Here is a 26152-nt window from a genome sequence, read left to right on the forward strand (position 1 = left end):
ACACAATCCATATGGAAAAATTACCTGTAAGCATCTGCATCCTTTCCTGGAAAACCGGAAAAACCCTGAAAAACACATTAAAATCCTATAAAAAATATGGTCTTCTGGATATTGTTGATGATATTCTTATTCTTTTTCAGGAAGTTACCAAAGAGGATAAAAGATTGGCAGATCAATACAACATCAGGTATATTGGATTAAAGGAAAACATAGGGATCGGAAAAGGAATGAAAATGCTGGCAGAAAATGCTGCCTGTGAAAATATTCTCTTCCTGGAACACGACTGGCAACTTCTTGAAGATCAGAACACCACATATTCAAGACTTAAAAGCGGGCTTGAAATGCTCAACACGGGTTTTGATGTAGTTCGTTACCGAAGCAGAGAAAACCCCGGCTACCCTCTTATTTCGATCAGACATAAAGGAAATGAGCTGGATTATTATGACGACTGGCATGAATGTACCTCCCCTCACCTGCTGGAGTCTTTACATTGGCTGGATCCCGCTACTGAATTTCCGGATAAGATACAAAAACAAGGAGAATACTTTGTTACCACTTCACGCTGGGCAAACTGGACCAATAATCCTTATCTTGTCAGGAAAAAATTTCTGTTAGAAACCATTATTCCTTTTTCAGGGGAAACAGCTTCTCTGGAAAGAAATATTGCGGCATGGTGGGTAAAACAAAGCTTTAAGTTAGCACAGGGAGAAGGTCTTTTTATGCATAATGATCTTACCAAGTATCCCAAAAGAACCCTTCTTCAGAAAGTAATAGGAAGATTGAAAAATAAATTTAAATAATACGATCAGGATGAAAATTCTTTTCCATGAGGATGAACTCAATTACAGAGGAACTTCCATCGCAGTTTACGATTACGCAGATTTCAATGAAAGATATCTGGGAAATGAATCTATAATTGTATACAACAAAAACTCAAAAACTAATCACCCACTCGGAATTGAAAAGTTTGAGAAGCGTTTCCATGTACATGGTTATTCAGATTTCAAGGAAGTAGATCAGCTGATTCGTGAAAATAATATAGATCTGTTTTATGCTATTAAAAACGGATATGTTGACGGCATAGATACTAAAGAATGTAAAACGGCAATACACAGTGTATTTACTCATTTTGAACCTCACGGTGATGTATATGCTTATGTTTCAGAATGGCTAAGTGAAGAAATGACAGGTTCCAAGTACCCTTATGTTCCCCACATGGTTAATTTTGAAACCCATACAGTAGAGGATCTGAGAGTAGAACTTAATATTCCTTCCAAAGCAAAAGTTTTTGGATACTATGGCGGACATGCCAGTTTTAATATTGTTTTTGCCCAAAAAACCATTGAAAAAATAGCCTCTAAATACAAAGATGTCTATTTTATTTTCATGGGAGTAAACCCTTTTATCAAAAAGAAATGGTGGAAATCTCTTCCTGCCAATGTCATATTTCTGCCTCCAAGTTCAGATATTATAATGAAGCAGAAGTTTATCAATACCTGTAATGCATTGCTTCATGCGCGTGAAAGAGGAGAAACCTTTGGAATTACTGTTGCTGAATTTGCGATTATGGGAAAACCTGTCATTGCTTTTGCCAATCCTCCGGAAAAGGCTCATATCAGCCATATGAAAGACCAAGCTTATTATTATAATGACAGTAAAGAACTTAAAGATATTCTTTTGGATGCAGACCTTACGCTTTCTCCAAAAGAATTGTATCAGAAGTTTTTACCTCAACCCGTGATGGATACATTTAAAAAAGTTTTTATTGATTAAAAAAATTTCAAAAACTATAACCCACCAATCAGCAGATATATGAAAACAAGGATAATCAATTACATAATTGGTTTAATATTTATTATTTATTATTGGATCTGTGTACAAAACAGTTACATTCAAATCGTGTTTCATAAGAACGGATGGTATCTTGGTGAATGGCTGATCAATTATCAGGACGGAGGTTTTAAACGCAGAGGGCTCTTCGGAACTTTATTTATATGGATCAATGAGCTCACCGGAATCAAACTGGAATTCATTGTTTTTGCTTTTGTAGCGGCATTATACTCTTTGTTTTTTTCACTTCTCATCTCTCTTTTTGCTCGGAAGAAAAACACATTGCTTACCATAAGTGTATTGTTGCTTCCGGCAGGATTAGGCATGATCTTGAAAGACCCTACCATTATTGCCAAAAAAGAAATTGTTATTTTTATCTTCTACCTCATCTATTTTTTACTCCTTGAATCCAAAAAGGCTGTAAAAAATATTATGATTACACTTTTCATCATTATTGCAATTCTAAACCACGAAGCAGCATTCTTTTATATCCCTTTTGTAAGTTTTACTTATTTTGTGAAAGACCCTTCGCAAACTATTACCAAAATAAAAAATATCCTGTTTTACCATCTTGCTCCTGCTACGGTTATGATGCTGATTCTTTATAAATTCGGGTATAGCATAAGTACAGAAAACTCTATTCAGTTTTTAGAAAACCATGGATTAAAGCTTGTTCTTAAAGGTATTTACGGATATGATCCTCATTACAATGTCTTGAATTTCTACCAATCACATTCGTATGGATACCTTACCTATCTGATAAGTATCTTCTTGGCTTCCTTTACTTTTATCATTTACTGTAAAGCAAACAAGATTACTATTAACAGGAATTTTCTTATCATCCAGACTGTTTTTCTGCTTCCTTTGTTTTATATCGCATACGATTGGGGAAGATGGGTTAATATTTTCTTTACTTTATTAACCATCTTTATCGCAGGCGAAAAACAACTGGCAGGTACCCTGAAGCAGGATATAATAGCAGTTGCTTTGATTATATTCAATTCATTCTGGACAATGATGCTTTTTACAGCAGGCTTCATGACTTTCCCGGCACTAGATACCCTGATCAAAAAGCTCTATTATTTCTTTTATTTTAAACTTTTTTAAAAAGGTATAAATCTTCATTCAGATTGAGATTACATATATGAAAACGAAAATTATTAATTATATCATCAGCTTACTTTTTATCATTTACTACTTTGTCAGTATCAAGACATCGTATTTTCTTATTGTGACTCAGAAAGGGGGCTGGTGTTTCGGAGACTGGATCATCAATTATCAGGATGGGGGCTTTAAACGCAGGGGGCTTTTCGGAACCTTATTCATCGCCATCAATGAACTTACCAATATTCCTCTTGAATATATCGTATTTGCATTTGTATTTCTATTGTATACGACATTGTTCTATCTTTTAATCCAGCTTTTCAGGAAAGAAAACAATACCCTACTTTCTATAGCTCTAATCTTGCTTCCTGCAGGTTTAGGAATGATGATAAAAGATCCAAACGTTGCTACAAGAAAGGAAATATTATTCTTTCTTTTATATCTTATCTATATTCTTAATCTCCGTTCCAAAGCGGTTATAAAAGACGTCACCATTACCTTTTTTATTATCATTGCGATCTTAACCCATGAAGCGTCATTCTTCTTCCTGCCATTTGTAGGGATGGCTTACTATATGAACAATAGTGGATCATCAGTTGATAAAATTAAGAAAATACTGGTGTATCAGTTCTTACCCGCTGTTGTTATGATGCTTATCCTTTATAAGTTCGGGATCAGCCTCAGAACAGAAAATACGATTACATTCTTTAAAGATCACGGTCTAGTTTTAACCGAAATGGGAATTTTTGATTATGATCCTGACTATAATGTGATCAATATCTACAAGTCTCATTTATACGATTATCAAACCTACGCTATAAGTATTTTATTGGGTGCTCTCACCTTTTATATATACTGCAGATTTAATAAAGTTAAGATTAATACCATATTCCTTATTGTACAGATTCTTTTCCTAATTCCGTTATATTATATGGCGGTAGATTGGGGTAGATGGACTTATATATTTTTCTCACTATTAACCATATGGATTGCTACTCAGCAGAAATTAGTGCTTACAGGAAAGCAGGTTATTATCACAGTCTTATTGATTTTATTTAATCTTACATGGAAAATGATGCTGATGACACAAGGGTTTCTCGTCTTTCCGGAATTTGATGCTTTACTTAAGAAACTATACTATTTTTTGTATTTTAGAATTTCAAATTTGTTATAAACTACGGATGTCACATATTTCCAAAACAAAATATTAAAATAAAGATGTCGAAGATTCACGTTATCATTGTTACTTATAACGCCATGAAGTGGGCAGAAAGATGCTTTAAAAGTCTTAGAAAATCATCTGTTCCAATACAGTGCTTTGTAGTAGACAATGGTTCCACAGACGGAACTCAGGAGTATATCAGAAATAATTTTCCCGAAGTTAATTTCACCCAATCTGAAACAAATCTTGGCTTCGGAAAAGCTAATAATATCGGTATTGAAAAAGCATATAAAGATGGTGCCGAATTTTTCTACCTGATGAATCAGGATGCGTGGCTCTATGAAAACAGTATGGCAAATTTACTGGAAATATATAATCAGTATCCCCATAAAAACGAGATCGGAATTATCAGCCCCATTCATGTAGATGGTACGGAAAAATACCTTGATATTTTTGTTGATCAGTATATCGCTAAAAATTATGAAAAAACAAGAATGATCTCGGATCTCTATTTTCAGACCCTGAAACCTTATTACGAGATTCATTTCATCAATGCTGCCCACTGGCTGCTCCCCAAAAAGACAATTGAAACAATCGGAGGCTTTAATCCTTACTTTTTCCATTATGGAGAAGATGATGAATATGTAAACAGAGTTCACTTCCATCAAAAAAAGGTACTTCTTGTTCCCGGCAGTAAGGCTGTACATGACGGTGTACAACTTGTCCGTAAAATAGATCTGAAAAAATATCCCGACCTTCGGATTGAAACCAATATTATGAACCCAGGTATCCCTAATGGATTAGAACTCGAGAAAAAACACCTGAAACAAAGTATGCTTAAAAACCTTATGACGGGTAAGATCAGCAACTATAAAGCCTTATCTTCTACTTATAAAAAGATCAGTGGAGAATCTGAAAAACTTACAGAATTTAGAAATAAGGTAGCTCAACCAGGCAGTACTTTTCTTAATCTGTCGTAAATTAGCATTTCCAAAAACCGGAAAATAAATGATGAAAAATAAAATATTATGTGCGGAATAGCAGGAATTATCAGCAAGAATGCCAGAAATTATCAGGAAGAAATCCAAAAGATGACAGACTCCATGATACATCGCGGTCCGGATTCTTCACATTATGAATTTTATGAAAATGCAGCCCTGGGTCACCGCAGACTTTCTATTATAGATTTGTCTGAAAACGGGAAGCAGCCCATGTTCTCCAACACAAAAAATGAATGTATTGTCCTGAATGGTGAAATCTACGGATATCAGGACATCAAAAGACAATATTCAGAATATCCATACCACGGAGGCTCCGATACAGAAGTCATCCTTGCCATGTATCAGAGAAAACAGGAAAACCTCATCCATGACCTTCCGGGAATGTTTGCTTTCGCCATCTGGGACGAGAAAAAACAACAGTTGTACTGTGCCAGAGATCGTTTCGGGGAGAAACCTTTTTATTATGCAATCGGAAATAATGATGAATTTATCTTTGCTTCAGAGATCAAAGCCATTTTAGCATCCGGATTAATTCAGCCTAAAGTAAATCCTGAGGCAGTTTCCAATTATTTACAATACGGATATGTAAGCACTTATCAAAGTATTTATAGTAATATTTTCACCCTTCCTCCTGCTCACCAATTGATATGGAAGGACGGAAAAGTTTCAGTTTCCCGCTATTATAGCCTTCCGGCAAAAGACAGAGTGATTAGCCTGTCCGACGCTAAGGAAGAATTTATTTATCTCCTTAAAAATGCAGTTAAAAAACAACTTATTGCAGACGTAGAGGTAGGAAGCTTTTTAAGCGGAGGATTAGACTCTTCCTCTGTGGTAGCACTCGTCGATGAATTTTTACCTCATCAGACTACGATCAGTTTTGGTTATGATCATAAAGACAGTGAATTAAAATACGCGAAAGAAATAGCAGATCTATACAAAACCAATCATATTGAAGTTCATGAGCAGAAAAAAGATCTTGCAGAATCACTGCTGAATATTTCTCCGTTTTTCGATGAACCTTTTGCCGACATTTCCTATTTACCTCACTACGAAATATGCAAGAATGCCAGAAAAAATCTTACCGTAGCTCTTTCAGGAGATGTAGGAGACGAATTATTTGGCGGATACCATTTTTATACGGTAGAAAATAAACTTAAAAACCATTTTAGCTATCAGAATCTTATTGCAAAATTTGGTCTCAGTCTTTACCAGAAAATAAAACCTATATCTTTCCTTACTCAGCAAAATCTGAAATATGATTCTATTTTGGACTTCCATCTCAATTCTGTAAGAAACGATTTCAGCAAAGAAGAGCGAAAAATGCTTGGTATTTCTACAGATTATAAACAGGGATACAGCTTTACTCCCAATCCGAACTCATTGAACGATATCATGAGAGTAGATATGGAAAATTATGTACCCGGTAATATGATGGTAAAATCCGACAGAATGGCTATGGCAAATTCTCTTGAAGTAAGAACGCCTTTCCTTGATCTGGACTTTGCAGAATTCTGTATTCAGTTGCCGGACCAGCTGAAATTATCCAATGACAATGATAAGATCATCCTTCGTGAGACAATGGGCTCTTATTGGACGGAAACAATCAGAAAAAGGCATAAACAGGGTTTTGGACTTAGTGTTAAAAGTTGGTTTGAAGAAGAAAATCTAATGAAACTTTCCAATGATCTTCTGAAAAATAAAAATCAAAAAATCTTTAATTATATTGATTTTGATGCAGCACAAAAGTTCCTGAACAAGGATCACAAGCACTGGAATCTTCTCAACCTGGCTCTTTGGACTCATAATAACCAAACTGTATTATAATGCTTGATATTTCTGTAATCATACCCGTATACAATGCTGCTGAATTTTTAGAAAAATCAGTTCTTTCAGCATTACCGTTTGAGGAAGTAAAAGAAATTATTCTAATAGAAGATAAGTCAACTGATAATTCTCTAGAAATCTGCAAAAAGCTTACAGAAGAATATTCAAAGGTAAAGCTTTTTCAGCATCCTGATAAAGAAAATCATGGTGCAGCAGCATCACGAAACCTTGGAATTGAAAAATCTGCGGGAACATTTATTACTTTTCTGGATGCAGATGATTATTACCTTCCCAACAGATTCGATGCAGAGAAAGAAATATTTAGCAATCCCAAAATAGAAGGTGTTTTCAGTGCCATTGGGATTGAATATTTAACCGAAAAAGGTAAAGAAGAATTTCAATCCAAGTTTACGGACAGCTCACTTACCACCGTCAACTACCCTGCAGAGGGAAAAGAAGTATTCAGAGGACTTTTAAGCCTTACACCGAAAACTTTCGGTACGTTTTTTCACCTGAATGCCTTAACAATAAGAAAATCAGCTATTGATAAGCATAATCTGAGGTTCAATGAGATACTTCGTGTACATCAGGATTCAGATTTCATCATAAAACTTGCTTATCATTGTTACCTGAAATCAGGAATTATAGATCAGCCAGTCGCTGTGAGAGGAATTCATGACAACAACAGAATTACTAAAATTGTACGATATTCTCCACAGTATAATCAAAGACAATTTCTTTTCTGGAATTCCCTATATGAATGGTCCAGATCTTTACCATTAGATTCGGATGCGGCACAACATATTTCGCTTCAGAAAAAAGCATTTGAACTTACCGGAAAAAGTGGATTCCCTAAAGCAATTTGCCTATTAAATGCTATCCTCAAAAACCCGAATATTTTAAAAACAAAATATAGATTTACTTATTCTAAGTCGTAAAAAAATTCAACATCTTTTTATAAAATATCTTCTGAAGTACGAATTTCAGAAGATATTTTATAATTTATTTTTCCCAACTAAGAGATTTTTAAGTATTTTTTTAAGACAAAAAGAAGTGTCTTATGAAAAAAAACACACTGCAATGACATCAGCACTCATTATATTCTATTTTAGCGAAAAAAACATTTCTTAGTACTCAAAACTAAAATTAAAATCTTAAATTTCGTATTCAAAAAGGTACTAAAATAAGACACAATTAATTTTTAAATTTTTTGTAAAAAGGAGAAATAAAAAATGAGAATTTCAGTAGTTATTCCCGTTTATAATGCAGAAAAATATGTCCTTCAGGCGGTAGAATCGGCTCTTCAGTTCAATGAAGTATATGAAGTTATATTGGTGGAAGATCAATCTCCCGACAATGCATTAAAAGTATGTGAGGAACTTGTCCAAAGACACAGTAGGGTGAAGCTTTATCAACACCCTGATAAAAAAAATCATGGCGCTGGTCCCAGTAGAAATCTGGGAATAGAAAAATCGACAGGTGATTTCTTAGCTTTTTTGGATGCTGACGACTATTTCCTACCCAATAGATTTGATGCAGAAAAAGAACTTTTCAAAAATCCTGAAGTAGAAGGGGTTTATGGAGCACTTGGCGTACATTATTATTCTGAAAAAGCAAAGGAGCAATATTATAAGTTATTTGGAGATAGGCTGACTACTGTTTATAAGAAGCATAGTCCTAAAGATGTTTTCCCTGGGCAACTTCATATGCTGGGAACTTTCGGGCTTTTCAGTATTGATACCTTAACAGTACGCAGGGAATCTTTGATTAATAAAATGAAACCATTATTCAAACCACATTTAAGGCTTCATGAAGATACAGAATTTCTTTTCCGACTTTCTTATTATCTGGACCTCTATCCCGGAATATTAGATCAAGCTGTTTCGGTAAGAGGAGTACATGAAAATAACAGAATTACGAAAGTAGATCTACGAGTCGTTGATCCTTCTATTTCAAGAGCTTTACTTTGGCATGAAGTAGATCGTTGGTCTGAAACTGAAAGTGATATTTCTGATGAAATTAAAGTTCATATCAAAAGAATGCACCGAAGCTTTGAAATTGCAAAAGCTCCCATGGTAAAAAAGTGGGGAATGATCATCAGATATCTATTTACTGATTATAAAAGCATAAGATCGGGATTGTATAATATCAACTTCAGACATTCCCTCATATCATAAATACCAGCAAATAAAAGTAAATCCTGTACTTAACCAGTTTTTTTATCTTTTTTACATCAAAAAAGGTTAAAAACAGGTTTACTTGTTTAATATAGGAAAAAAAATAGAATATAAGTCTCTAGAATTAATTATCTTGCATTAACTTTCCACGCAAATGACCCATAAAAGAATTAAGTTGATAAAAGTATGAAGATTTCAGTCATTATTCCTGTTTACAATGCCGAAAAATTCGTAACCCAAGCGGTCGAATCTGCTCTTCAGTTTGATGAAGTGCATGAAGTAATCTTAGTTGAAGATCAATCGCCGGACCAAGCATTACAAGTATGTGAACAACTTGCCCAAAAATATGATCGGATAAAACTTTATCAACACCCGGACAAAGGAAATCATGGTGCCGGTCCTACCAGGAATCTGGGAATAGAAAAGTCAACGGGTGATTTTATTTCATTTTTAGATGCTGACGATTATTTTCTTCCCAATAGATTCGATGCTGAAAGAGAATTGTTTAAACGTCCAGAAGTAGAAGGAGTTTATGGAGCTCTTGGGGTTCATTATTATTCTGAAAAAGCAAAAAAACAATATTACTCTTTATTCGAAGACAAACTGACTACGGTCTATAAAAAACATGATCCAAAAGATGTATTTCCGGGGCAAATTTATATGTTGGGAAGCTTTGGATTATTTAGTATTGATGCATTAACGATCCGCAGGGATTCTTTGATGAAGAAAATGAAACCATTGTTTAAATCCACCCTAAGATTACATCAAGACACTGAATTTTTATATCGTCTGTCCTATTATCTTGATCTTTATCCTGGAATATTGGAAAAAGCTGTTGCGATAAGAGGCGTTCATGAAAGTAACAGGATTACTCTTGTAGATTCTAAAAAAATTAATCCTGCAACAACTCGTGTTCTTTTATGGAAAGAAGTGAATGATTGGGCTAAAAATGAAAATACAATTCCTGATCATATAAAACAGCATATCAAAAGAATGTATAGAAGCTTTCAGATTGCCAATTCTCCTACTTCAAAAAAATGGGGAATGATTTTAAAATACCTAATAACTGATTATAAAAGCATTCGATCTGGAATTTATAATATTAATTTCAGGAACGATCTGTTTTAGAACTAATACTTTCTGCTAAAAACAATGGAATCAGCAATCTGTAAGGTAAACTTTTTGCTTGATTCTTTGTACATATGATTACCATCCGTATAATCATATTTATTATATTCTTTAGAAAAATCGAAGAACTTTACATTTTGTTGATGAGCAATATCTTTCATTAGCCCGCTAAAATGCGGATACTTCTGATTTTCAAGCTTAGTCAGGCTCTCAGATGTCGGAATCCGGACAAGATAAACTTTACCTTTAGTGCGGAGATAATTTATTATTTCATTAAGTGCTCTCAACCGCTCTCGAGACAGGTCAATATTTTTTGCAATATCTTTATAAAACAGTTCTTTCTTATGGGTTCTTACTGCTACAGAGTCCTTATTCATATTGATATTCACCTCAAGCCAACCATCTTCATGCAAAAAAGTGTTGGAACGTCCAACCTCTTCCCTTTCAGTGTAAATTTTAAACCAGCTTCTTGTATATCGCTTGAGAAGATATTCATAATTAGGAGATTTGTCATAGAAATACATCTCATTTAATGGAGAGTTTTCTTCTGGAAAATCTCGTTCACTTTTAGCAGCATAGCTTGCAGAAAGATTCCATGGACTTACTGTTAAGATGAAAATCCCGTTTTTTGTTTCAGGATCCAGTTTTCTTTTGATTGCCTTAAGATAAACCTCTCCGTAAGGTGACTCTACTATATTTAAACAAAAATTATCAAAATCTGCTGAAAGTTTGTTCTTCAGAACTCCTGGCACGACTCCCTGTGAACCTCTGGAGTCACCTAGAATAATATTCTTTGGTTTTTTAACAGCAAAGTGCATATAATTATCATCCGTATTTCCATCTGCATAGGAACCCAATACCACAAGCACTGTTATCACTGCAATACAATAAGGTATTATTTTAATTAAAAACTTCTTCATGCTAAAACTGAAAATAGATAAATTCATTATTACCGAAGCTGGCATAACGGAGAATGATATAAATAATTGCAATGTAAAAAGCACGTCTCATCAAAGGTCTGAATCTTTTTATTTCCAACCCGTGAAACTTCTCCCTGTTAATCCATTCTATAATTAACATAAAAGCTATAAGAGCCAATGCTTTCACAGGTAAGGAATTCGGTAAGGAAAAGAGATCTTTGCTTAAGATTCTGACAATATAATGATATGCCTGAGAAACAGATTCAGCCCTAAAAAAAATCCAGGCAATACAGGTCACAAAAAATGTAATAATCATCTGAAAGCACTCTTTAAAAGATGGCAAAATCTTTCCTTGACCCGCTACTTCAATATTCTGACGATTTTTATTCATAATTAGCAATGGCATAAAATACAGAGCATTCAGACCTCCCCATACAATGAATGTCCAGTTTGCCCCATGCCAGAAACCAGAAACCAAAAAGATAATAAAGGTATTTCTGATTTTCATGAGAAGTCCGCCCTTACTTCCTCCCAAAGGAATGTAAAGATAATCCCTGAACCACGAAGAAAGGGAAATATGCCATCTCCTCCAAAATTCAGCAATATCTCTTGAGAAGTATGGAAATGAAAAATTCTTTAATAATTCTATCCCAAATAATCTTGAAACTCCTAATGCAATATCAGAATAACCTGAAAAATCTCCGTAAATCTGAAAGGCAAATAAAACTGCTCCTATTATAAGATTCATGGGACTTTCCGTCTGGTAATTTGTGAAAATTTCATTTACCAGAGGTGCACAATTATCTGCGATAACCATTTTTTTAAAAAATCCCCAAAGAATCTGACGCATTCCATCTACAGCCTGTTCATAATTGAAAATCCTTTCTTTCTGAATCTGAGGTAGAAGATGGGTAGCACGTTCTATCGGACCGGCAACTAAAAGAGGAAAATAACTCACAAAAACTGCATAATCTGTAAAGTTCTTTTCTGCATTAATTCTTTTTTTGTACACATCAATCACGTAAGATAAGCCATGAAATGTATAAAAAGAGATCCCTACCGGAAGGATAATATGAAGTAACCAGACATTTGCTTTAAAACCCAAACCTCCAAGAAGATCGGCAAAGCTTTCCACAAAAAAATTATAGTATTTGAAAAACCCCAAGAAACCAAGATTGATTACAATACTCAGTGTAAGCCAAAATTTGGCTTCTTTATTACTTCGGCTCTTCTCAATTTTAATGCCTGAAAAATAATCTAACCCAATGGAAAACATTAACAGAAAAAGAAATCTCCAATCCCAGCTTGCATAAAAATAAAAGCTGGCAAGCAATAACAGTCTGTTCTGATCCTGAAATTTTTTATTGAAGACAAACCAATACAAACAAAAAACGATTGGTAAAAAAATGAGAAATCCTATTGAATTGAATAGCATACTATAGCGTTAGAAATTATTAAATACCTGCAACTTCAGTCTCCATTCTATCGTAAAAAAAATTGAATAATAAATTTTTCCTTGTGAAAATACTCTTTACTGTTATGGGAATATTTGTAATTTCGATCATTGTGGATGTTTTATATTAATACAAAAATATATTTTTTATAATAATTTTAGGTTTAAAATCATTTACTCTTTATAATTATTCTTCATATTTTAATTTTTGACCTTAGCTACATAAAGTTTCACTACACAATCAGTTTTCTTAAGTAATCTCTTAATGGCTTTTCAATACATTGATAGAATAAAACAGATGTAATAATAAGAACGATGATGTAAAGTCCAAATATCGTATTAATATCAGGATTATACTGGCTCCATTTTATGATTTCTCTCAAAATATATAAAATAGGAATATGAGTAATATACACTGCATAGCTAGCTTCACCCAGATATTCTAACGGTTTCCATGAAAACAGATTGGTGAGCATCCCATTATTTTTTGAGATCAGAAGGATAAGCGGAATAAACAATAATGCCATCAGCCCATTGTGATAGAAAAATGAAGTGAAAACCAATGACAGTAAAATAGCTCCGAAAATTAAAACTACCGGAACATCATAATTCTTCTGCTCTGAATTTTTCACAAAATATATACCGGCAAGGTTTCCTGCCAAAAACTCGTTAATATGCATGATAGGAAAGTAGTACAATAATTCATGGCTTTCTGTATGAGGTCCTTCGTAATAAGAAGATTCAGCATATAGACTGCAAACTACCTGCGTAACTATCCAGATGAATATCGTCACAATCCATATGTTTTTGTTTCCTTTAGAATAGAAACGATTATACAGCCAAGGGAAAATCAGATAAAAAAGAAACTCTACAGAAATAGACCATCCGGGAAAATTCAGAATCATTGCCTTTCCAGGGATCCAGCTCTGTAATCCGAATAAATACAAAAAACTTTCGTAAATACTGAAATTAGAAAATCTTGTTACCAGATATAATAAAAGCCCGAGAACATATAATGGATAGATCCTTGCAAATCTGTTTTTATAATAATCAAAATATTCGATCTTATCTTTTTTATGATAAGCAACAATCATAATAAAGCCTGAAAGAATGAAAAAGTAACTTACTCCTACATTTGCTTTCAGAAAAATATTTGATATGTAATTCAGTTTATATAAAAAAAGATCTTTGTTGAAATGCGAAATGACAATTGCCATCGCTGCAAGAAAGCGGGTAAAAGTAATTTGAGTGATTTTCATAGAACGTCTAAACAGTAATACTAAGCGTTTTGTTATATATTTTTCATCAGAAATCCTCTTTATTTCTTACTGTAAAAACAATGTTTTATATTATTTTCGCAGAATAAGGTGTTTAGGCAATTCATTACAGAAAAGCCCCTACCCCGGAGTTTTATTTAATGAATACCCCAATGTATTTTCCTTCGTACTCTACTACTGTTGTCTCAATATTATTTTTCTCGCAGAAATCCTGATATGCTGAATTATCACCAATATCATCACTGATAAATACACCTCCTTTTCTTAGATGGCTGTAAAGCTCATTATAAGCCCATGCCCTACCATTATAGCTTTTATCCGAATCATAATGAAGTACGTCAAACATTTTATTTTCAGAAAAAATCTTGGGTAATGATTCCTTGTCTGCAAAACGGAATAATTTCCAGTTTCCTCTAAGGTTTTCAGGAACCACATATCCTACATACTGGTCCCCATCCTGTGCAAGATAAGGCATATCCGAACTGTATAAGGTTCCATTTCTTTTGGCAAGAGACAATAGAGATGCTAATGAAGACCAGCCATAGGCTACACCTGTTTCCACCACATGCTCGGCTTTTGCAAACTCACAAGCATAATAGATAAGCTCTAAGGCTCCTGGACCGCCCATTTTTACGGGGCATATTCTTTCTTTTTCTGTAGCGTCCGCTAAAATCTGCTTATAGTCATTACGGAATGCATCTATTTCAAGTCCAAATAGATTCGCAACAGCATCTTTTTGGGATATCGCTCTTTCCGCTGCCCAGGAATTCGTTTTCTCTTTTCCTTTAAAGGCATTATCTCTATTGATAGTATTTTTAATGATTTTACGACCTAGCTCCGGATAAAGGTCAGGTCTTTTTAAATATCCGATAAATGTTTTGAGAACTCTAGTTATTTCACTCACTATGTTGCCTTTAATGAAGCAAAAATAAAGATTTTTTTCCCATTTATATAAAAACAGATTATATTTGTGTAACTCAAATGAAAAAAGTCATGACCCTATCCCCATTATGAAAGATGCTGCTCAATCATCAATATTTCATTTTCAATGAACTCTTTTCTTTCAGACTATTTTCTGAAACATACATTACTAATAAACCATACCATAACTCATTATACAGGAATCAATTTTCAACATTTTGTTAGATTTATATGAAATTCTCTGTACTTATAGCCCATTATAATAATGCCTTCTTGTTTAGGGATTGTTATAATTCTCTGCTTCAGCAGACCTACCCGAATTGGGAAGCCGTTATTCTGGATGATGCCTCTTTGGAAAATGAAAGGGAAAAGATAAAAACTATCATCGCGGGCGATGAAAGGTTCAGGTATTTTGAAAATGAAAAAAACAGCGGTGTAGGAGTTACCAAAAGTAAACTTATAGAATTGGCAACCGGTGAAATCTGCGGTTTTGTAGATCCTGACGATGCTATTCTTCCTTCAGCAATTGAAACGGCTATTCAAACTTTTGAACGGAAAAGAAATGTAGTTCTTACTTACTCCCGCTTTATGGCTTGCGATAAAGATCTCAAACCGATAGCCCCATTTAAATCAGCAATGCAGGTAAGAAACGGAGATCCTTATTTCTTCAATTATCCTAACCAGATCAATCATTTTACAACATTCAGGAAGAACATTTATGAACAGACTGAAAAAATAAATCCTGAACTAAGAATTGCTGAAGATCAAGACCTGTATCTAAAAATGTATGAAAAAGGCGATGTCTATTTTATCAATGATATCAATTATTTATACAGAGCACATACAGGAGGGATTTCTCAAAACAATAACAAAGCAAAGTCCTATGATTATTTTGCCCAAGTGATTTTCAATACCATGAAAAGAAGAAATATCACTTATATTAATGGGAAAAAAATACCGGAAAAATATAGTAACCAACAGGAAATTTTTGCCCTTTTGGAGTACCAAAATGGGATTTTATATAGGATAAAGAAAAAATTTATCATTACTTTACAGAAACTTTTCAAGTGATGACTGAAAATAAAAAAATAAAGGTTCTTTTCAGACACCGATCTATGGAAATGGGCGGTGTGGAGAAGGTGGTGCTAAGTATGCTCAACAACCTTAATCCTGATAAATTCGATTTAACAATATGCCTTAACATGAACCAGGGAGAACTTCGAAATGAAATTCCCAGTCATGTAAAAAAGATATATCTTACCGAAGGCAAAGAAGGCTTTTCTCAAAATTTCATTATCAATAAGCTCCAGCTTATTCGAAGAAGATTAAAACTTACAAGAATATTAAAAAACCATAAAATTTCTGACCGAATTTTGGGTAATCAAAAGTTCGACATAGAGATTTCTCCCTCCTACGCCACATTCTCAGCGGTTAACAATTCAAGCAATAAGGATTCAAAGAAAATAGGCTGGTTTCACTCTGAGATCAATCTTCCTGCATTACAGCCGGCAGTTCCTGAAATCATTAAGAATTTTCAAAAATTCGATCATATGATCTACTGCTCGCAAAGAATCAAGGAAATGATGCATCTTTATTATCCTGATTTAAAATATCCCGCAGAAAGCGTAGTAATCAATGCTATTCCTATTGAAGAGATTAAAAGAAAAGCAGAAGAAAAATTAGAAACTTTTCCTCAGGGACCTGTGTTTGTTTCTGTAGGAAGACTTCATCACAGAAAAGGATTTCATAAGCTTATTGATGCCCACAAAAGACTTATTGATGAAGGTTTTCATCACAGCATCATTGTACTTGGAAACGGGGAAGAAATGCAAAATCTTACGGACCAGATACATGCTAATAATGTTCAGGATACCTTTATATTGGGTGGCAATAAAATGAATCCGTATTCTTACATTAAAAATGCAGATTATTTTATTCTTCCTTCCGAATCAGAAGCGTGGCCACTCGTAATTGCTGAAGCACTGATTCTTCAGAAACCTATTATTGCAACTGATACCGGTGATGTTGGCATTATGATCAAAGACCGAGAAACAGGATACCTGATCAGCTATGATACCAATGAAATGTATGAAGCCATGAAAAAATTCCTTACCGATCCGGAATTGATCTCCAGAATCAGAAAAAATCTTGAAACGATTGAAGAACAATTTGATAATCAGAAAATATTCAATGCTGTAGAAGCAATTCTTGAAAATCTTTACCAGCAAAAACAAAATGAATGATGATAGACATCATCATTCATTTTCAAAGTTTTCCGGACCAATAATATTTATAAGATCTGAAACGGTTTCCATATCTTTAAAATGGTTCACATCAAGCTGTTGATTAAAATTTTCATCTACAAAGGCAATTACAGAAAGTAAACTGATAGAATCGTAATTTTCAAGATCATTCAGTTTGGTATCAAGGCTTAGCTCTTGATCTTCATCTAATTCCTCTCGCAGCTTTTCTAAAAAAACGGAAGTTTTCATATATTTTTATTTTGTGATTGATTTAATTATTAAAATTCCACGATAGTAGCACCCCAGGAATATCCTACTCCAAAACCGGCAAGCAATATTTTATCTCCTTTCTTCAACATTCCTTCATCCATCATATTTTTTAATGCAATCGGAATGGTTGCAGAAACTGTATTCCCAGTTTTCTCCATATTGACATAGAACTTTTCTGTTGGTATTTTAGTTTTTCGTCTCAGATAATTCAGCATAAAAGAATTTGCCTGATGAAAAACAAAATAATCTATATCATCCATTGTGAGCCCATTTACATCCATAGTTTCCTTTACTAACCCCGGAATTTTCTCTATTGTAAAATTAAAAATTTCAGGACCGTTCATATAAAGATTCTCCGGATCAAACTCATGATTGGGATTCAGCGTAAAATCTGTTCTTAACGCTCCTTTTTTCACCATAAGATTTTCCGCACCACTTCCATCCGTTCCTAAACAAAATTTATAATCGCCGGCATTTTCATCTTTTTCTATGATCGCTGATGCAGAAGCATCCCCAAATATACATCGGTTTCCTTTATCTTTTGGATTGATGTGTTTGCTATAAGTTTCTGAGGTAACAAGCAAAATGCTTTTGGCAACCCCTGCTACAATTAATCCTTTAGCAACTGCCAGACCATACACGAATCCGGAACAGCCTAAATTAAAATCCATAGCTCCTATATTTTTTCTCAACCCGAGTTTATCCTGCAAAATACATGCTGTAGTGGGAAGAAAATAATCAGGGCTTTGAGTACAGAATAGAATAAAATCAATCTTATCCCTGTCATACTCCTTAAAAATCTTTTCTGATGACTGTATAGCCAGATCCAGCACCGTTTCGTTTTCGGCAGAAATATGACGTTGTGAGATCCCTACTTTTTCACGGATTCTTTCTGAACTCCACTCAGGAAATTCCTTTTCCAAATCCATATTGGTAAGAACCAGCTGAGGCAAATAATATTCTATTTTAGAAATTTTTATCATATAAATTCTTTTCTTTGTAGGAGGAAAACAAATTTAGAATAATGATATTTATATATCGTATCATATTAAAAATTCATACCACTTATCAATACCTGATCAAGAGAATCTATCTCAAAATTTGTATTGCTAAAGGATTAAAGGTAGGAAAAAATGTTCGTTTTGTGGAAGTTCCTGAGTTGGGTACTGAACCTTTTTTAATTGAAATAGGTGACGAGACAACTCTTTCCAATAATGTTCGTTTCATTAATCATGACGGAGGGTATAACGCTTTACATTTTTTCGAAAAATATAAGGATGTAAGGGCTTTCGGACGTATAAAGATCGGAAAGCAGTGCTTTATTGGGGCAGATACTATTATTATGCTAGGCTCAGAAATAGGTGATAATTGTGTATTGGGAGCAGGCTCTATCTTAACTTCTTCGATGCCCAACGGAACCGTATATGCCGGAATTCCTGCAAAATTTATTTGTACCATCGAGGAATATGGAGACAAAGCTTTAAAAAACAATGTCATGTACCCACGAGAGCTTGAAACCGACAGACCTAAACTTGAAGATTATATAAAAAAACACCTCCCTCATACTTATAAACCTATAAAAAAATAAATGACTGAAAAAAAGAAAATCCTTATCAGAATTGGTTCTCTACGCCATGGCGGTGCAGAAAAAGTTCTGATCAATTTCCTAAAAAATCTTCCGGAAGATAAATATGAGGTTGATTTGCTTATCAATCTGTATACCGGCATGTATATTCAGGAAGTACCGTCATGGGTGAAGTTACATTATCTTATAAAAGGTGAGATGATTACAACGAACAAGCCTCATGAAATTCCGATAAAAGCATTCAGAGTTCTTTATCAGAAAATGCTTCTCATGTTTCCATCTCTTCTTTATAAATTCATTTTAAAGGATAAAAAATATGATGTAGAAATCGCCGCAATTCATGGAATGCATAGAGAATTGCTATCCAGCCCTCAGAAAAACTCAAAGAAGATTATCTGGATTCAGAATGATATTTTTAATCTGAAAGAATATACGCCAGATGTAATCAGACAGTTTTTTAAATTTGACAAAATATTGGTGATTTCCAATAAACTGAAGGAGGAAATGCAAAAACTTGCCGGTAACGAAAGGGAAAAACAGGCTGTTATAAAAATATTCAATCCTATAGACAAACAGGATACTTTACAAAAAGCCAATGTGAACATTGAGGATTATCCTTTCTCCAATGATCTTCCAACTTTTGTCACTATTGGTACCGTATATCCTCAAAAAGGTTACGACAGGCTTCTTGATGTTCATAAAAAGCTTATAGATGAAGGGCTGAAACATCAGATCATCATCATTGGAGACGGGTATGACTTGGAAAATATACAGACAAAGCTGAATCAATTGGGGCTTCAGGAAACGGTAAAAATGCTTGGCTTCAGAAGTAACCCTTATCCATATCTTAAAAAAGCTGATTTCTATGTGATGTCTTCGCGCCACGAAGGCTTTCCTACCATCATTGCAGAAGCACTTATTCTGAATAAGCCGGTAGTGTCTACGGATGTTTCCGGAATCAAAGATCTTCTACAGGATGGAAAATTAGGACTCATCACTCCAAATTCTGAAGACGGGATCTATGAAGGAATGAAAAAGTTCCTTACTGACAAAGAACTTTCCGTACAGTATGAAAAAGAAATAGCTAATACTGACCTTCCATTTGTATTGGAAAAATCAGTTGCTCATATTCAAGAAATTATTGATCAAGCATAAAAGGTTTTGTAATGCCAGAATACACCATAATACAGAAAGATTTTTACAGGGAAAGTGGGAAATGGCTTTCCACTTTAGGGATTTGGAAAAAGTGTATTAATCCCAATCTACATTATATTTATGTTTTCAGAAAAGCTCAGCAATACAATAAAAAATCTATTTCTGGCATATTCTGGAGATTGGCTTTACGACATTATCAAATAAAATATGGTTTCCAGATTTATCCTGAAACTCAGATTGGAGAAGGCTTTTATCTGGGACATTGGGGAGCTCTTGTGATCAATCCTAAGGTAAAAATTGGTAAAAACTGTAATATTGCCCAGGGTGTTACTATAGGACAGCAAAACCGTGGTAAAAATGAAGGTTTTCCAGTTATTGGGGATGAAGTTTGGATAGGTTCCAATGCCGTTATCGTGGGTAATGTAAACATTGGAAATAATGTATTAATTGCTCCCAACTCCTATGTTAATTTTGATGTTCCCACAGATTCTTTGGTCATGGGAAATCCCGGAAAAATTTATTCTAAACCAAATGCTACAGAAGGTTATATTAATAACAAAATTTAATTCAATGTAAGTCTTCTCTTATTAATAAGATACCCCACTACAAGATAAGAGTTATCAGGATAATGAGTAAGAAGTTCTAGCAGGAAGCCAAAGTCTTAATGTTGGTATAGATATTAAGCAATCTGATCAAGCGTAAACACAAAATCGTCATAATTTAAAAAAATTTTAATCTACAATTCTCAGATTGTAATGAATACTTTGTAATTTTATCTAAGTTTTTAAACGTTTGGATTATTAGACAACTTCTCAGTAATATAAAACAAAGTATATCGGGATATTAGACATGATTTTAAGCATATTTTAATATTAAACTTTGTTAAAACTGATCAATTCTTCAGTAAAAAGTATATTTTTGCACAATTATTGATTTAGTCTATTGATTTTGGAAATAATTTAAACGAAATAAATAATTATAAATTTTAGAATTATGTCACAATCGTACGAAGTTATTTTCGAAAACAACAAAAAATGGGTAGAGTCAAAAGTAGCAGAAGATCCTGATTTCTTCCATAACTTAGCTAAAACTCAAACTCCTGACTATCTGTATATCGGATGTTCAGACAGTAGAGCAACGGCGGAAGAACTGATGGGCGCAAAACCCGGAGAGGTATTTGTTCACAGAAACATTGCCAATGTGGTGAATACTTTAGACATGAGTTCCACTGCAGTTATTCAATATGCAGTAGAACATCTTAAAGTAAAACACATTGTTGTTTGCGGACATTACAACTGCGGCGGGGTAAAAGCAGCGATGACCCCTCAGGATTTAGGATTATTAAATCCATGGCTGAGAAATATTCGTGATGTTTACAGATTGCATCAGGCTGAACTTGATTCTATCGAAGACGAAAGCAAGCGTTATGACAGACTTGTAGAACTTAATGTTCAGGAGCAGTGCATCAACGTAATTAAAATGGCTTGTGTACAGGAAAGATATATCTTAGAGGAACAACCTATTGTACACGGCTGGGTATTTGACCTTAGAACAGGTAAGATCATTGATTTGGAGATCGATTTTGAGAAAACCTTAAAAGACATCCAAAAAATCTACAACCTTACAAGTTCTGACTGGGTAATGAGCAGAAAGACCAAATAGTCTTTCTAAAAAGAATGTGAGATGAAATTCTGGAGTATTATTGTATTAACGTTTTTTCTGAATTTTACAGCGCTGCCAAGCATTGCTGCGGTGGCAGGCTGGGACATTCTTAGAACTAATATAATAATAAACGAAGAAGAGCCACATTCTCACCCATCTTCATTTATTGTTTACGAAAAGACACTTCCAAAAACTTTGGATGTATTTGATTATCTGAAGTTTTCCGAACCTGATTTTCAGGGAATGTCTTTTGTGCTGATCGATGATTCTTTTCATCTATCACCCTTACTTACTATATTTTCTCCCCCTCCCGAAGCTTAGTTTTTAATACTTAGATTTTTTTGATACCTATTCATATCAGTTACTGATATCGGATACACATGTACTTAAAAAATTAAATTTTAAAAACTTTTATAACTGCCTAATTTAAAAATAAATAGGACGGTTATCTTTCACAGCTTTACATCATGAAAAAGACATCATTAATAGGAGGAATAAAGGAGAATTTCCCTTCAGGACTCGTGGTATTTTTAGTAGCACTTCCACTATGTTTAGGAATTGCATTAGCATCAGGCGCTCCACCATTATCAGGAATTATTTCCGGGATTGTAGGAGGTGTGGTAGTAGGACTCATCAGTAATTCAAATATTTCAGTTTCAGGACCTGCAGCAGGTTTAACGGCGATTGTTTTAACTGCCATTACAGATTTAGGCGCATTTGAACTTTTCCTTTGTGCCGGAATTATTGCAGGGCTTATACAGCTGATTTTAGGATTTGTAAGAGCAGGAAGTATTTCCAACTATTTCCCAAACAATGTAATTGAGGGAATGCTTGCTGCGATAGGAATTATCATTATTTTAAAGCAAATTCCACATGCTTTAGGGTTTGATAAAGATTATGAAGGTCATGAATCTCTTTTTGACAGTGGCTTAAACTTCGGATATTTTACAGAATTATTCGGGGCTATTCACCTGGGTGCTATCGTTGTTACTTTAGTCTCGGTGGCTATTCTAATCGCGTGGGATAAAGTTCACGTACTGAAAAGAATGAAAATGCTTCCCGGAGCTTTAGTAGCTGTAGTAGCTGGAATCCTTTTGAATGAACTTTTTAAATTATCTGGAAGCTCATTGGCAATTGGTAAAGAACATTTGGTTTCGTTACCTGTCCCACAATCTCTGGACGACTTCAAAAATCTGATTACGATGCCTGATTTTGGAGGTTTTACTAATCCAAAGGTATGGATCGTGGGAGCAACTATTGCCATTGTAGCTTCTATTGAAACTTTACTTTGTATTGAAGCATCTGATCGTCTTGATCAACAGAGAAGAATAACGGATACGAATCTTGAGCTTAAAGCACAAGGAATCGGGAACCTGATCAGTTCATTCATCGGAGGTCTTCCAATGACGTCAGTAGTTGTAAGAAGTTCTGCTAATGCTAATGCTGGAGCAACATCTAAAGTATCTGCAATGATTCATGGTGTATTATTATTGGTATGTGTTCTTTCCATTCCTGTAATTTTAAATCTTATTCCGCTTGCAACATTGGCTGCAGTATTGATTTTAGTAGGATACAAACTGGCAAAACCTGCTACATTTAAGCATTTCTGGCATTTAGGAAAATTCCAGTTTATTCCATTTGTAGCCACTGTGGTAGCAGTAGTAGCCACAGATTTATTAAAAGGTGTCGGGATCGGTCTTACCATCTCTGTTTTCTATATTCTTCAGGGAAATATGAAGAGAGCTTATTATCTAAGCAGGGAAATGCTGGATGATGCAGACGGTATAAAGATTAAGCTGGCTGAAGAAGTTTCATTTTTAAATAAGGCGGCAATCAAAAAAACACTGAAAAATATTAAGCCAAACTCTAATGTAATCATTGATGCCAGAAGCACTTCATACATTGCCACTGATGTACTGGAAATGATTCAGGACTTTGCCAATATACGGGCAAAAGAACAGGATATCAATGTAGAACTTTTAGGCTTTAAAACTTCATACAGAGATTATGAAAGAAGTGAGGATTCTCACATTTTAGTTACTCATAAGAGAGCCATGTAATCTCAATCATTATCTTATTATTTTAAATTTAAAATTCAAAAACAATTAAATTATATGAAAGCACATACATACGAAACTCAATCGACAATTACTCCGGAAAAAGCATTAGAATTCTTAAAAGAAGGAAACCAGAGGTTTGTGAACAACCTTAAGGCAAACAGAGATCTTCTTGAGCAGGTAAACGCAACCCGTGAAGGACAATGGCCGTTTGCTGTGGTATTAAGCTGTATAGACAGCCGTACTTCTGCTGAACTTATTTTTGACCAGGGGTTGGGAGATGTTTTCAGTATCAGAATTGCCGGTAACTTTGTAAACCAGGATATTCTTGGATCAATGGAATTTGGTTGTAATGTTGCAGGTTCGAAGCTGATTGTAGTATTGGGACACACTAAATGCGGTGCATTAAAAGGAGGTCTTGATGCGGCTCAAATTGAAGGTCTTGGAATGGACAACCTGAATCATCTTATCAATCACTTTAACCCTATCATTAATGAAGTGATTGAAGAAAATGAAGAACGTTCATCAAAAAACAGTTCTCTTTTAGAAAGACTTAATCACCAGAATGTAAAAAATGCCATCGAAGATATACGTAAGCAGAGTTCAACACTTAGAAACCTTGAAAATGAAGGTAAAATTAAAATTGTTGGAGCTAACTACGACGTAGAAACCGGTGCAGTGAGCTGGTTATAAAAAGACACAATTCTCATTATAAATCATTATATATAAAGCCCTCCGAATAACTCCGAAGGGCTTTATTTTATTCTGATAACTTTTTCTATTTTCCGTTAAATGCAGACATGGTATTGTTCAGTCCTGCAAAAACGAAAGAAAGGCTTGCTTTAGCAAAGGTTTCAATTCTTTCCGAGAGTTTTTCTGATTCTTCTTCATTCCATGTTCCTAAAACATAATCAACCTGTTTACCCGCTGAAAAGTCTGCAGAAATCCCGAAACGAAGTCTGGCATATCCTTGTGTCTGTAATACTTCGTTAATATTTTTAAGCCCGTTATGTCCTGCATCTGAACCTTTTCCTTTCATTCTCAATGTTCCAAAAGGAAGTGCAAGATCATCTGTGACAATCAGAACATTTTCCAAAGGAATATTCTCTTTCTGCATCCAGTATCTTACAGCATTTCCTGAAAGATTCATATAAGTATCCGGCTTAAGTACGAATACTTTTCTACCTTTATGTTTTCCCTCAGCCATCCAGCCAAAATTAGCCGTATTAAATGATACCTCAAGATTTTCAGCAATTTTCTCTGCCACTTTGAATCCAATATTATGGCGTGTATTTTCGTATTCTGAGCCTTTATTACCAAGCCCAACAATTAAATATTTCATCAGAAATTTTTTGCAAAATTAAGGGATAAAAAATAAAAAACTCAATCTCAGAAAGATTGAGTTTTAAATATTGTAAAAAAACTTTTCTATTGTGGTTTATAGATATAGTTAATACCATAGCCTTTCGTCATGTAAGTCTGAAGATCATACACATAATTGGTACTCTTCACGATTGGAGGAGGATAAGGCAGTGCTGTAGTATTGGTGAAAGACCATCTCTTAGGATTGTTTGGAGAAAGCATAAGGGATTCTCTTTCATTTTTATCCGTAGCAACAAGTCTGGAAATTTTATAAGCAAATGGCACTAATGTGAATGGGCTTATCTGGCTGTCATACTCATAGAACACATAGTTATGCTTTAAGTTAACTGCTCCAAATACATCTCCAGGCAACATATTTCCTGAATGCTTTACAACATTAGAAATATTGTCACCTACATAGGTATACCCTATTTTTGAGTATTTATCAAATGCAAATGTAGTACCTGGAATATCTAACCCACTTTTCATCGTGATAGAATCCAGTTTTGCAGTAGCTGTGCTGTATACCAACGTATATTGCTTTTTCTCTTTTTGTAATAGTGTCTGCGGTCCTGGCGTAGTAGCCGGTGGAACCGGAGCCGGTCTTCTATAGATAGAGCGGTTTTCAGAGATTATAGCAATTTGATTTTTGTTATTATAATTAAATTGCTGTGTATAAGAAATACTGTCTTTATCAAGTTTTCCATTTCCATCCAGATCAAGGAATCCGTTGAAAGAGATTTGGCTTATTCTGTCACCACTGTACATAATGTCTGTGATAGAAGCACTGTCTGAGATTACTCTGGTTACAAGAAGTCCGCTGTACTGATATTCTGCAATGGTATCTTTATCTGTAATTTCTCTGTACAATGCTCTGGGACCATTAAGTCCGCCTGTATTATTAAGATCCAATAGTGGATTCCCGTCTTCATCTAATAAATCCTTGCAGGAATGTATTGAAGAAAAGCCTGCAATTAGTAAGATAAAATAGAAAATTTGTTTCATTTCCTGGTAATTGATT

26 protein-coding genes are annotated in these 26152 nt (G+C 34.4%); 18 read left to right on the forward strand and 8 right to left on the reverse strand.

Annotated elements, in window-relative coordinates:
• Positions 1–11 precede the first annotated feature (11 nt).
• The 9 genes from AC5YGG_RS00925 to AC5YGG_RS00965 all read left to right on the forward strand — a co-directional run bounded on the left by AC5YGG_RS00925 (position 12) and on the right by AC5YGG_RS00965 (position 10226).
• Positions 12–800 carry a glycosyltransferase family 2 protein gene (locus AC5YGG_RS00925; RefSeq protein ID WP_496142542.1) on the forward strand — a complete coding sequence of 263 codons (789 nt, stop codon included), beginning with the start codon at positions 12–14 and terminating at the stop codon, positions 798–800.
• A 10-nt stretch (positions 801–810) separates the two neighbouring features.
• A complete protein-coding gene (locus AC5YGG_RS00930) occupies positions 811–1773 on the forward strand; it encodes a glycosyltransferase family protein (RefSeq protein WP_496142543.1) in 963 nt (320 codons plus the stop codon).
• Between the two features lie 126 nt (positions 1774–1899).
• Positions 1900–2937 carry a hypothetical protein gene (locus AC5YGG_RS00935; protein WP_496142544.1) on the forward strand — a complete coding sequence of 346 codons (1038 nt, stop codon included), beginning with the start codon at positions 1900–1902 and terminating at the stop codon, positions 2935–2937.
• Between the two features lie 37 nt (positions 2938–2974).
• Entirely contained in the window at positions 2975–4108 is a 1134-nt protein-coding gene (locus AC5YGG_RS00940; protein WP_496142545.1) for a hypothetical protein, read from the forward strand.
• Between the two features lie 44 nt (positions 4109–4152).
• Positions 4153–5076: a glycosyltransferase family 2 protein gene (locus AC5YGG_RS00945; protein ID WP_496142546.1), complete on the forward strand. Its 924-nt coding sequence runs from the start codon at positions 4153–4155 to the stop codon at positions 5074–5076.
• Positions 5077–5124: 48 nt separating this feature from the next.
• On the forward strand, positions 5125–6921 hold the full coding sequence (gene asnB / locus AC5YGG_RS00950; protein ID WP_496142547.1) for an asparagine synthase (glutamine-hydrolyzing): 1797 nt from the start codon (positions 5125–5127) through the stop codon (positions 6919–6921).
• Entirely contained in the window at positions 6921–7859 is a 939-nt protein-coding gene (locus tag AC5YGG_RS00955) for a glycosyltransferase family 2 protein (RefSeq protein ID WP_496142548.1), read from the forward strand. The genes asnB and AC5YGG_RS00955 overlap by 1 nt, the downstream gene beginning before the upstream one ends.
• A 294-nt stretch (positions 7860–8153) precedes the next feature.
• The gene (locus tag AC5YGG_RS00960; protein WP_496142549.1) at positions 8154–9098 is read left to right on the forward strand and encodes a glycosyltransferase family 2 protein; all 945 of its coding nucleotides are present in this window, start codon (positions 8154–8156) and stop codon (positions 9096–9098) included.
• Between the two features lie 186 nt (positions 9099–9284).
• Positions 9285–10226: a glycosyltransferase family 2 protein gene (locus AC5YGG_RS00965; protein WP_496142550.1), complete on the forward strand. Its 942-nt coding sequence runs from the start codon at positions 9285–9287 to the stop codon at positions 10224–10226.
• Between the two features lie 2 nt (positions 10227–10228).
• Here the strand turns inward: AC5YGG_RS00965 and AC5YGG_RS00970 are convergent, their stop codons facing one another.
• From AC5YGG_RS00970 to AC5YGG_RS00985, 4 genes are all read right to left on the reverse strand, one after another.
• Positions 10229–11146: an SGNH/GDSL hydrolase family protein gene (locus AC5YGG_RS00970; protein WP_496142551.1), complete on the reverse strand. Its 918-nt coding sequence runs from the start codon at positions 11144–11146 to the stop codon at positions 10229–10231.
• A 1-nt stretch (position 11147) separates the two neighbouring features.
• The gene (locus AC5YGG_RS00975) at positions 11148–12581 is read right to left on the reverse strand and encodes an MBOAT family O-acyltransferase (protein ID WP_496142552.1); all 1434 of its coding nucleotides are present in this window, start codon (positions 12579–12581) and stop codon (positions 11148–11150) included.
• Between the two features lie 251 nt (positions 12582–12832).
• On the reverse strand, positions 12833–13858 hold the full coding sequence (locus AC5YGG_RS00980) for an acyltransferase family protein (protein WP_496142553.1): 1026 nt from the start codon (positions 13856–13858) through the stop codon (positions 12833–12835).
• A 151-nt stretch (positions 13859–14009) separates the two neighbouring features.
• On the reverse strand, positions 14010–14780 hold the full coding sequence (locus AC5YGG_RS00985) for a class I SAM-dependent methyltransferase (protein ID WP_496142554.1): 771 nt from the start codon (positions 14778–14780) through the stop codon (positions 14010–14012).
• A 248-nt stretch (positions 14781–15028) separates the two neighbouring features.
• On the opposite strand from AC5YGG_RS00985, the gene AC5YGG_RS00990 reads away from it, so the two are divergent.
• Both AC5YGG_RS00990 and AC5YGG_RS00995 read left to right on the forward strand, forming a co-directional pair.
• Positions 15029–15868, forward strand: a complete 840-nt coding sequence (locus tag AC5YGG_RS00990; RefSeq protein WP_496142555.1) for a glycosyltransferase family 2 protein — start codon at positions 15029–15031, stop codon at positions 15866–15868.
• Positions 15868–17040, forward strand: a complete 1173-nt coding sequence (locus tag AC5YGG_RS00995; protein ID WP_496142556.1) for a glycosyltransferase — start codon at positions 15868–15870, stop codon at positions 17038–17040. Before AC5YGG_RS00990 ends, AC5YGG_RS00995 begins: the two co-directional genes overlap by 1 nt.
• 12 nt (positions 17041–17052) lie before the next feature.
• Here the strand turns inward: AC5YGG_RS00995 and AC5YGG_RS01000 are convergent, their stop codons facing one another.
• Entirely contained in the window at positions 17053–17289 is a 237-nt protein-coding gene (locus AC5YGG_RS01000; RefSeq protein WP_496142557.1) for a phosphopantetheine-binding protein, read from the reverse strand.
• Positions 17290–17318: 29 nt separating this feature from the next.
• Positions 17319–18293, reverse strand: a complete 975-nt coding sequence (locus tag AC5YGG_RS01005; protein ID WP_496142558.1) for a 3-oxoacyl-ACP synthase III family protein — start codon at positions 18291–18293, stop codon at positions 17319–17321.
• A 41-nt stretch (positions 18294–18334) separates the two neighbouring features.
• On the opposite strand from AC5YGG_RS01005, the gene AC5YGG_RS01010 reads away from it, so the two are divergent.
• The 7 genes from AC5YGG_RS01010 (at position 18335) to AC5YGG_RS01040 (ending at position 24462) form a co-directional block, all read left to right on the forward strand.
• On the forward strand, positions 18335–18898 hold the full coding sequence (locus AC5YGG_RS01010) for an acyltransferase (protein ID WP_496142559.1): 564 nt from the start codon (positions 18335–18337) through the stop codon (positions 18896–18898).
• Entirely contained in the window at positions 18899–20050 is a 1152-nt protein-coding gene (locus AC5YGG_RS01015) for a glycosyltransferase (RefSeq protein WP_496142560.1), read from the forward strand. It abuts the gene before it with no gap.
• 11 nt (positions 20051–20061) lie between these two features.
• On the forward strand, positions 20062–20616 hold the full coding sequence (locus AC5YGG_RS01020) for a serine acetyltransferase (RefSeq protein WP_496142561.1): 555 nt from the start codon (positions 20062–20064) through the stop codon (positions 20614–20616).
• Positions 20617–21043: 427 nt separating this feature from the next.
• Positions 21044–21712, forward strand: coding sequence for a carbonic anhydrase (locus AC5YGG_RS01025; RefSeq protein ID WP_496142562.1), 669 nt, complete (start codon positions 21044–21046; stop codon positions 21710–21712).
• A gap of 21 nt (positions 21713–21733) precedes the next feature.
• The gene (locus AC5YGG_RS01030) at positions 21734–22033 is read left to right on the forward strand and encodes a hypothetical protein (RefSeq protein ID WP_496142563.1); all 300 of its coding nucleotides are present in this window, start codon (positions 21734–21736) and stop codon (positions 22031–22033) included.
• Positions 22034–22179: 146 nt separating this feature from the next.
• Positions 22180–23772 (forward strand): SulP family inorganic anion transporter, encoded by a 1593-nt coding sequence (locus AC5YGG_RS01035; protein WP_496142564.1) that lies wholly within the window; start codon positions 22180–22182, stop codon positions 23770–23772.
• A 54-nt stretch (positions 23773–23826) separates the two neighbouring features.
• Positions 23827–24462: a carbonic anhydrase gene (locus tag AC5YGG_RS01040; RefSeq protein WP_496142565.1), complete on the forward strand. Its 636-nt coding sequence runs from the start codon at positions 23827–23829 to the stop codon at positions 24460–24462.
• Between the two features lie 85 nt (positions 24463–24547).
• Here the strand turns inward: AC5YGG_RS01040 and pth are convergent, their stop codons facing one another.
• Both pth and AC5YGG_RS01050 read right to left on the reverse strand, forming a co-directional pair.
• Positions 24548–25111, reverse strand: a complete 564-nt coding sequence (gene pth / locus AC5YGG_RS01045) for an aminoacyl-tRNA hydrolase (RefSeq protein WP_496142566.1) — start codon at positions 25109–25111, stop codon at positions 24548–24550.
• Positions 25112–25197: 86 nt separating this feature from the next.
• Positions 25198–26136, reverse strand: coding sequence for a hypothetical protein (locus tag AC5YGG_RS01050; protein ID WP_496142567.1), 939 nt, complete (start codon positions 26134–26136; stop codon positions 25198–25200).
• Positions 26137–26152 lie beyond the last annotated feature (16 nt).

It is taken from the genome of Chryseobacterium sp. CS2K3 (assembly GCF_059515185.1).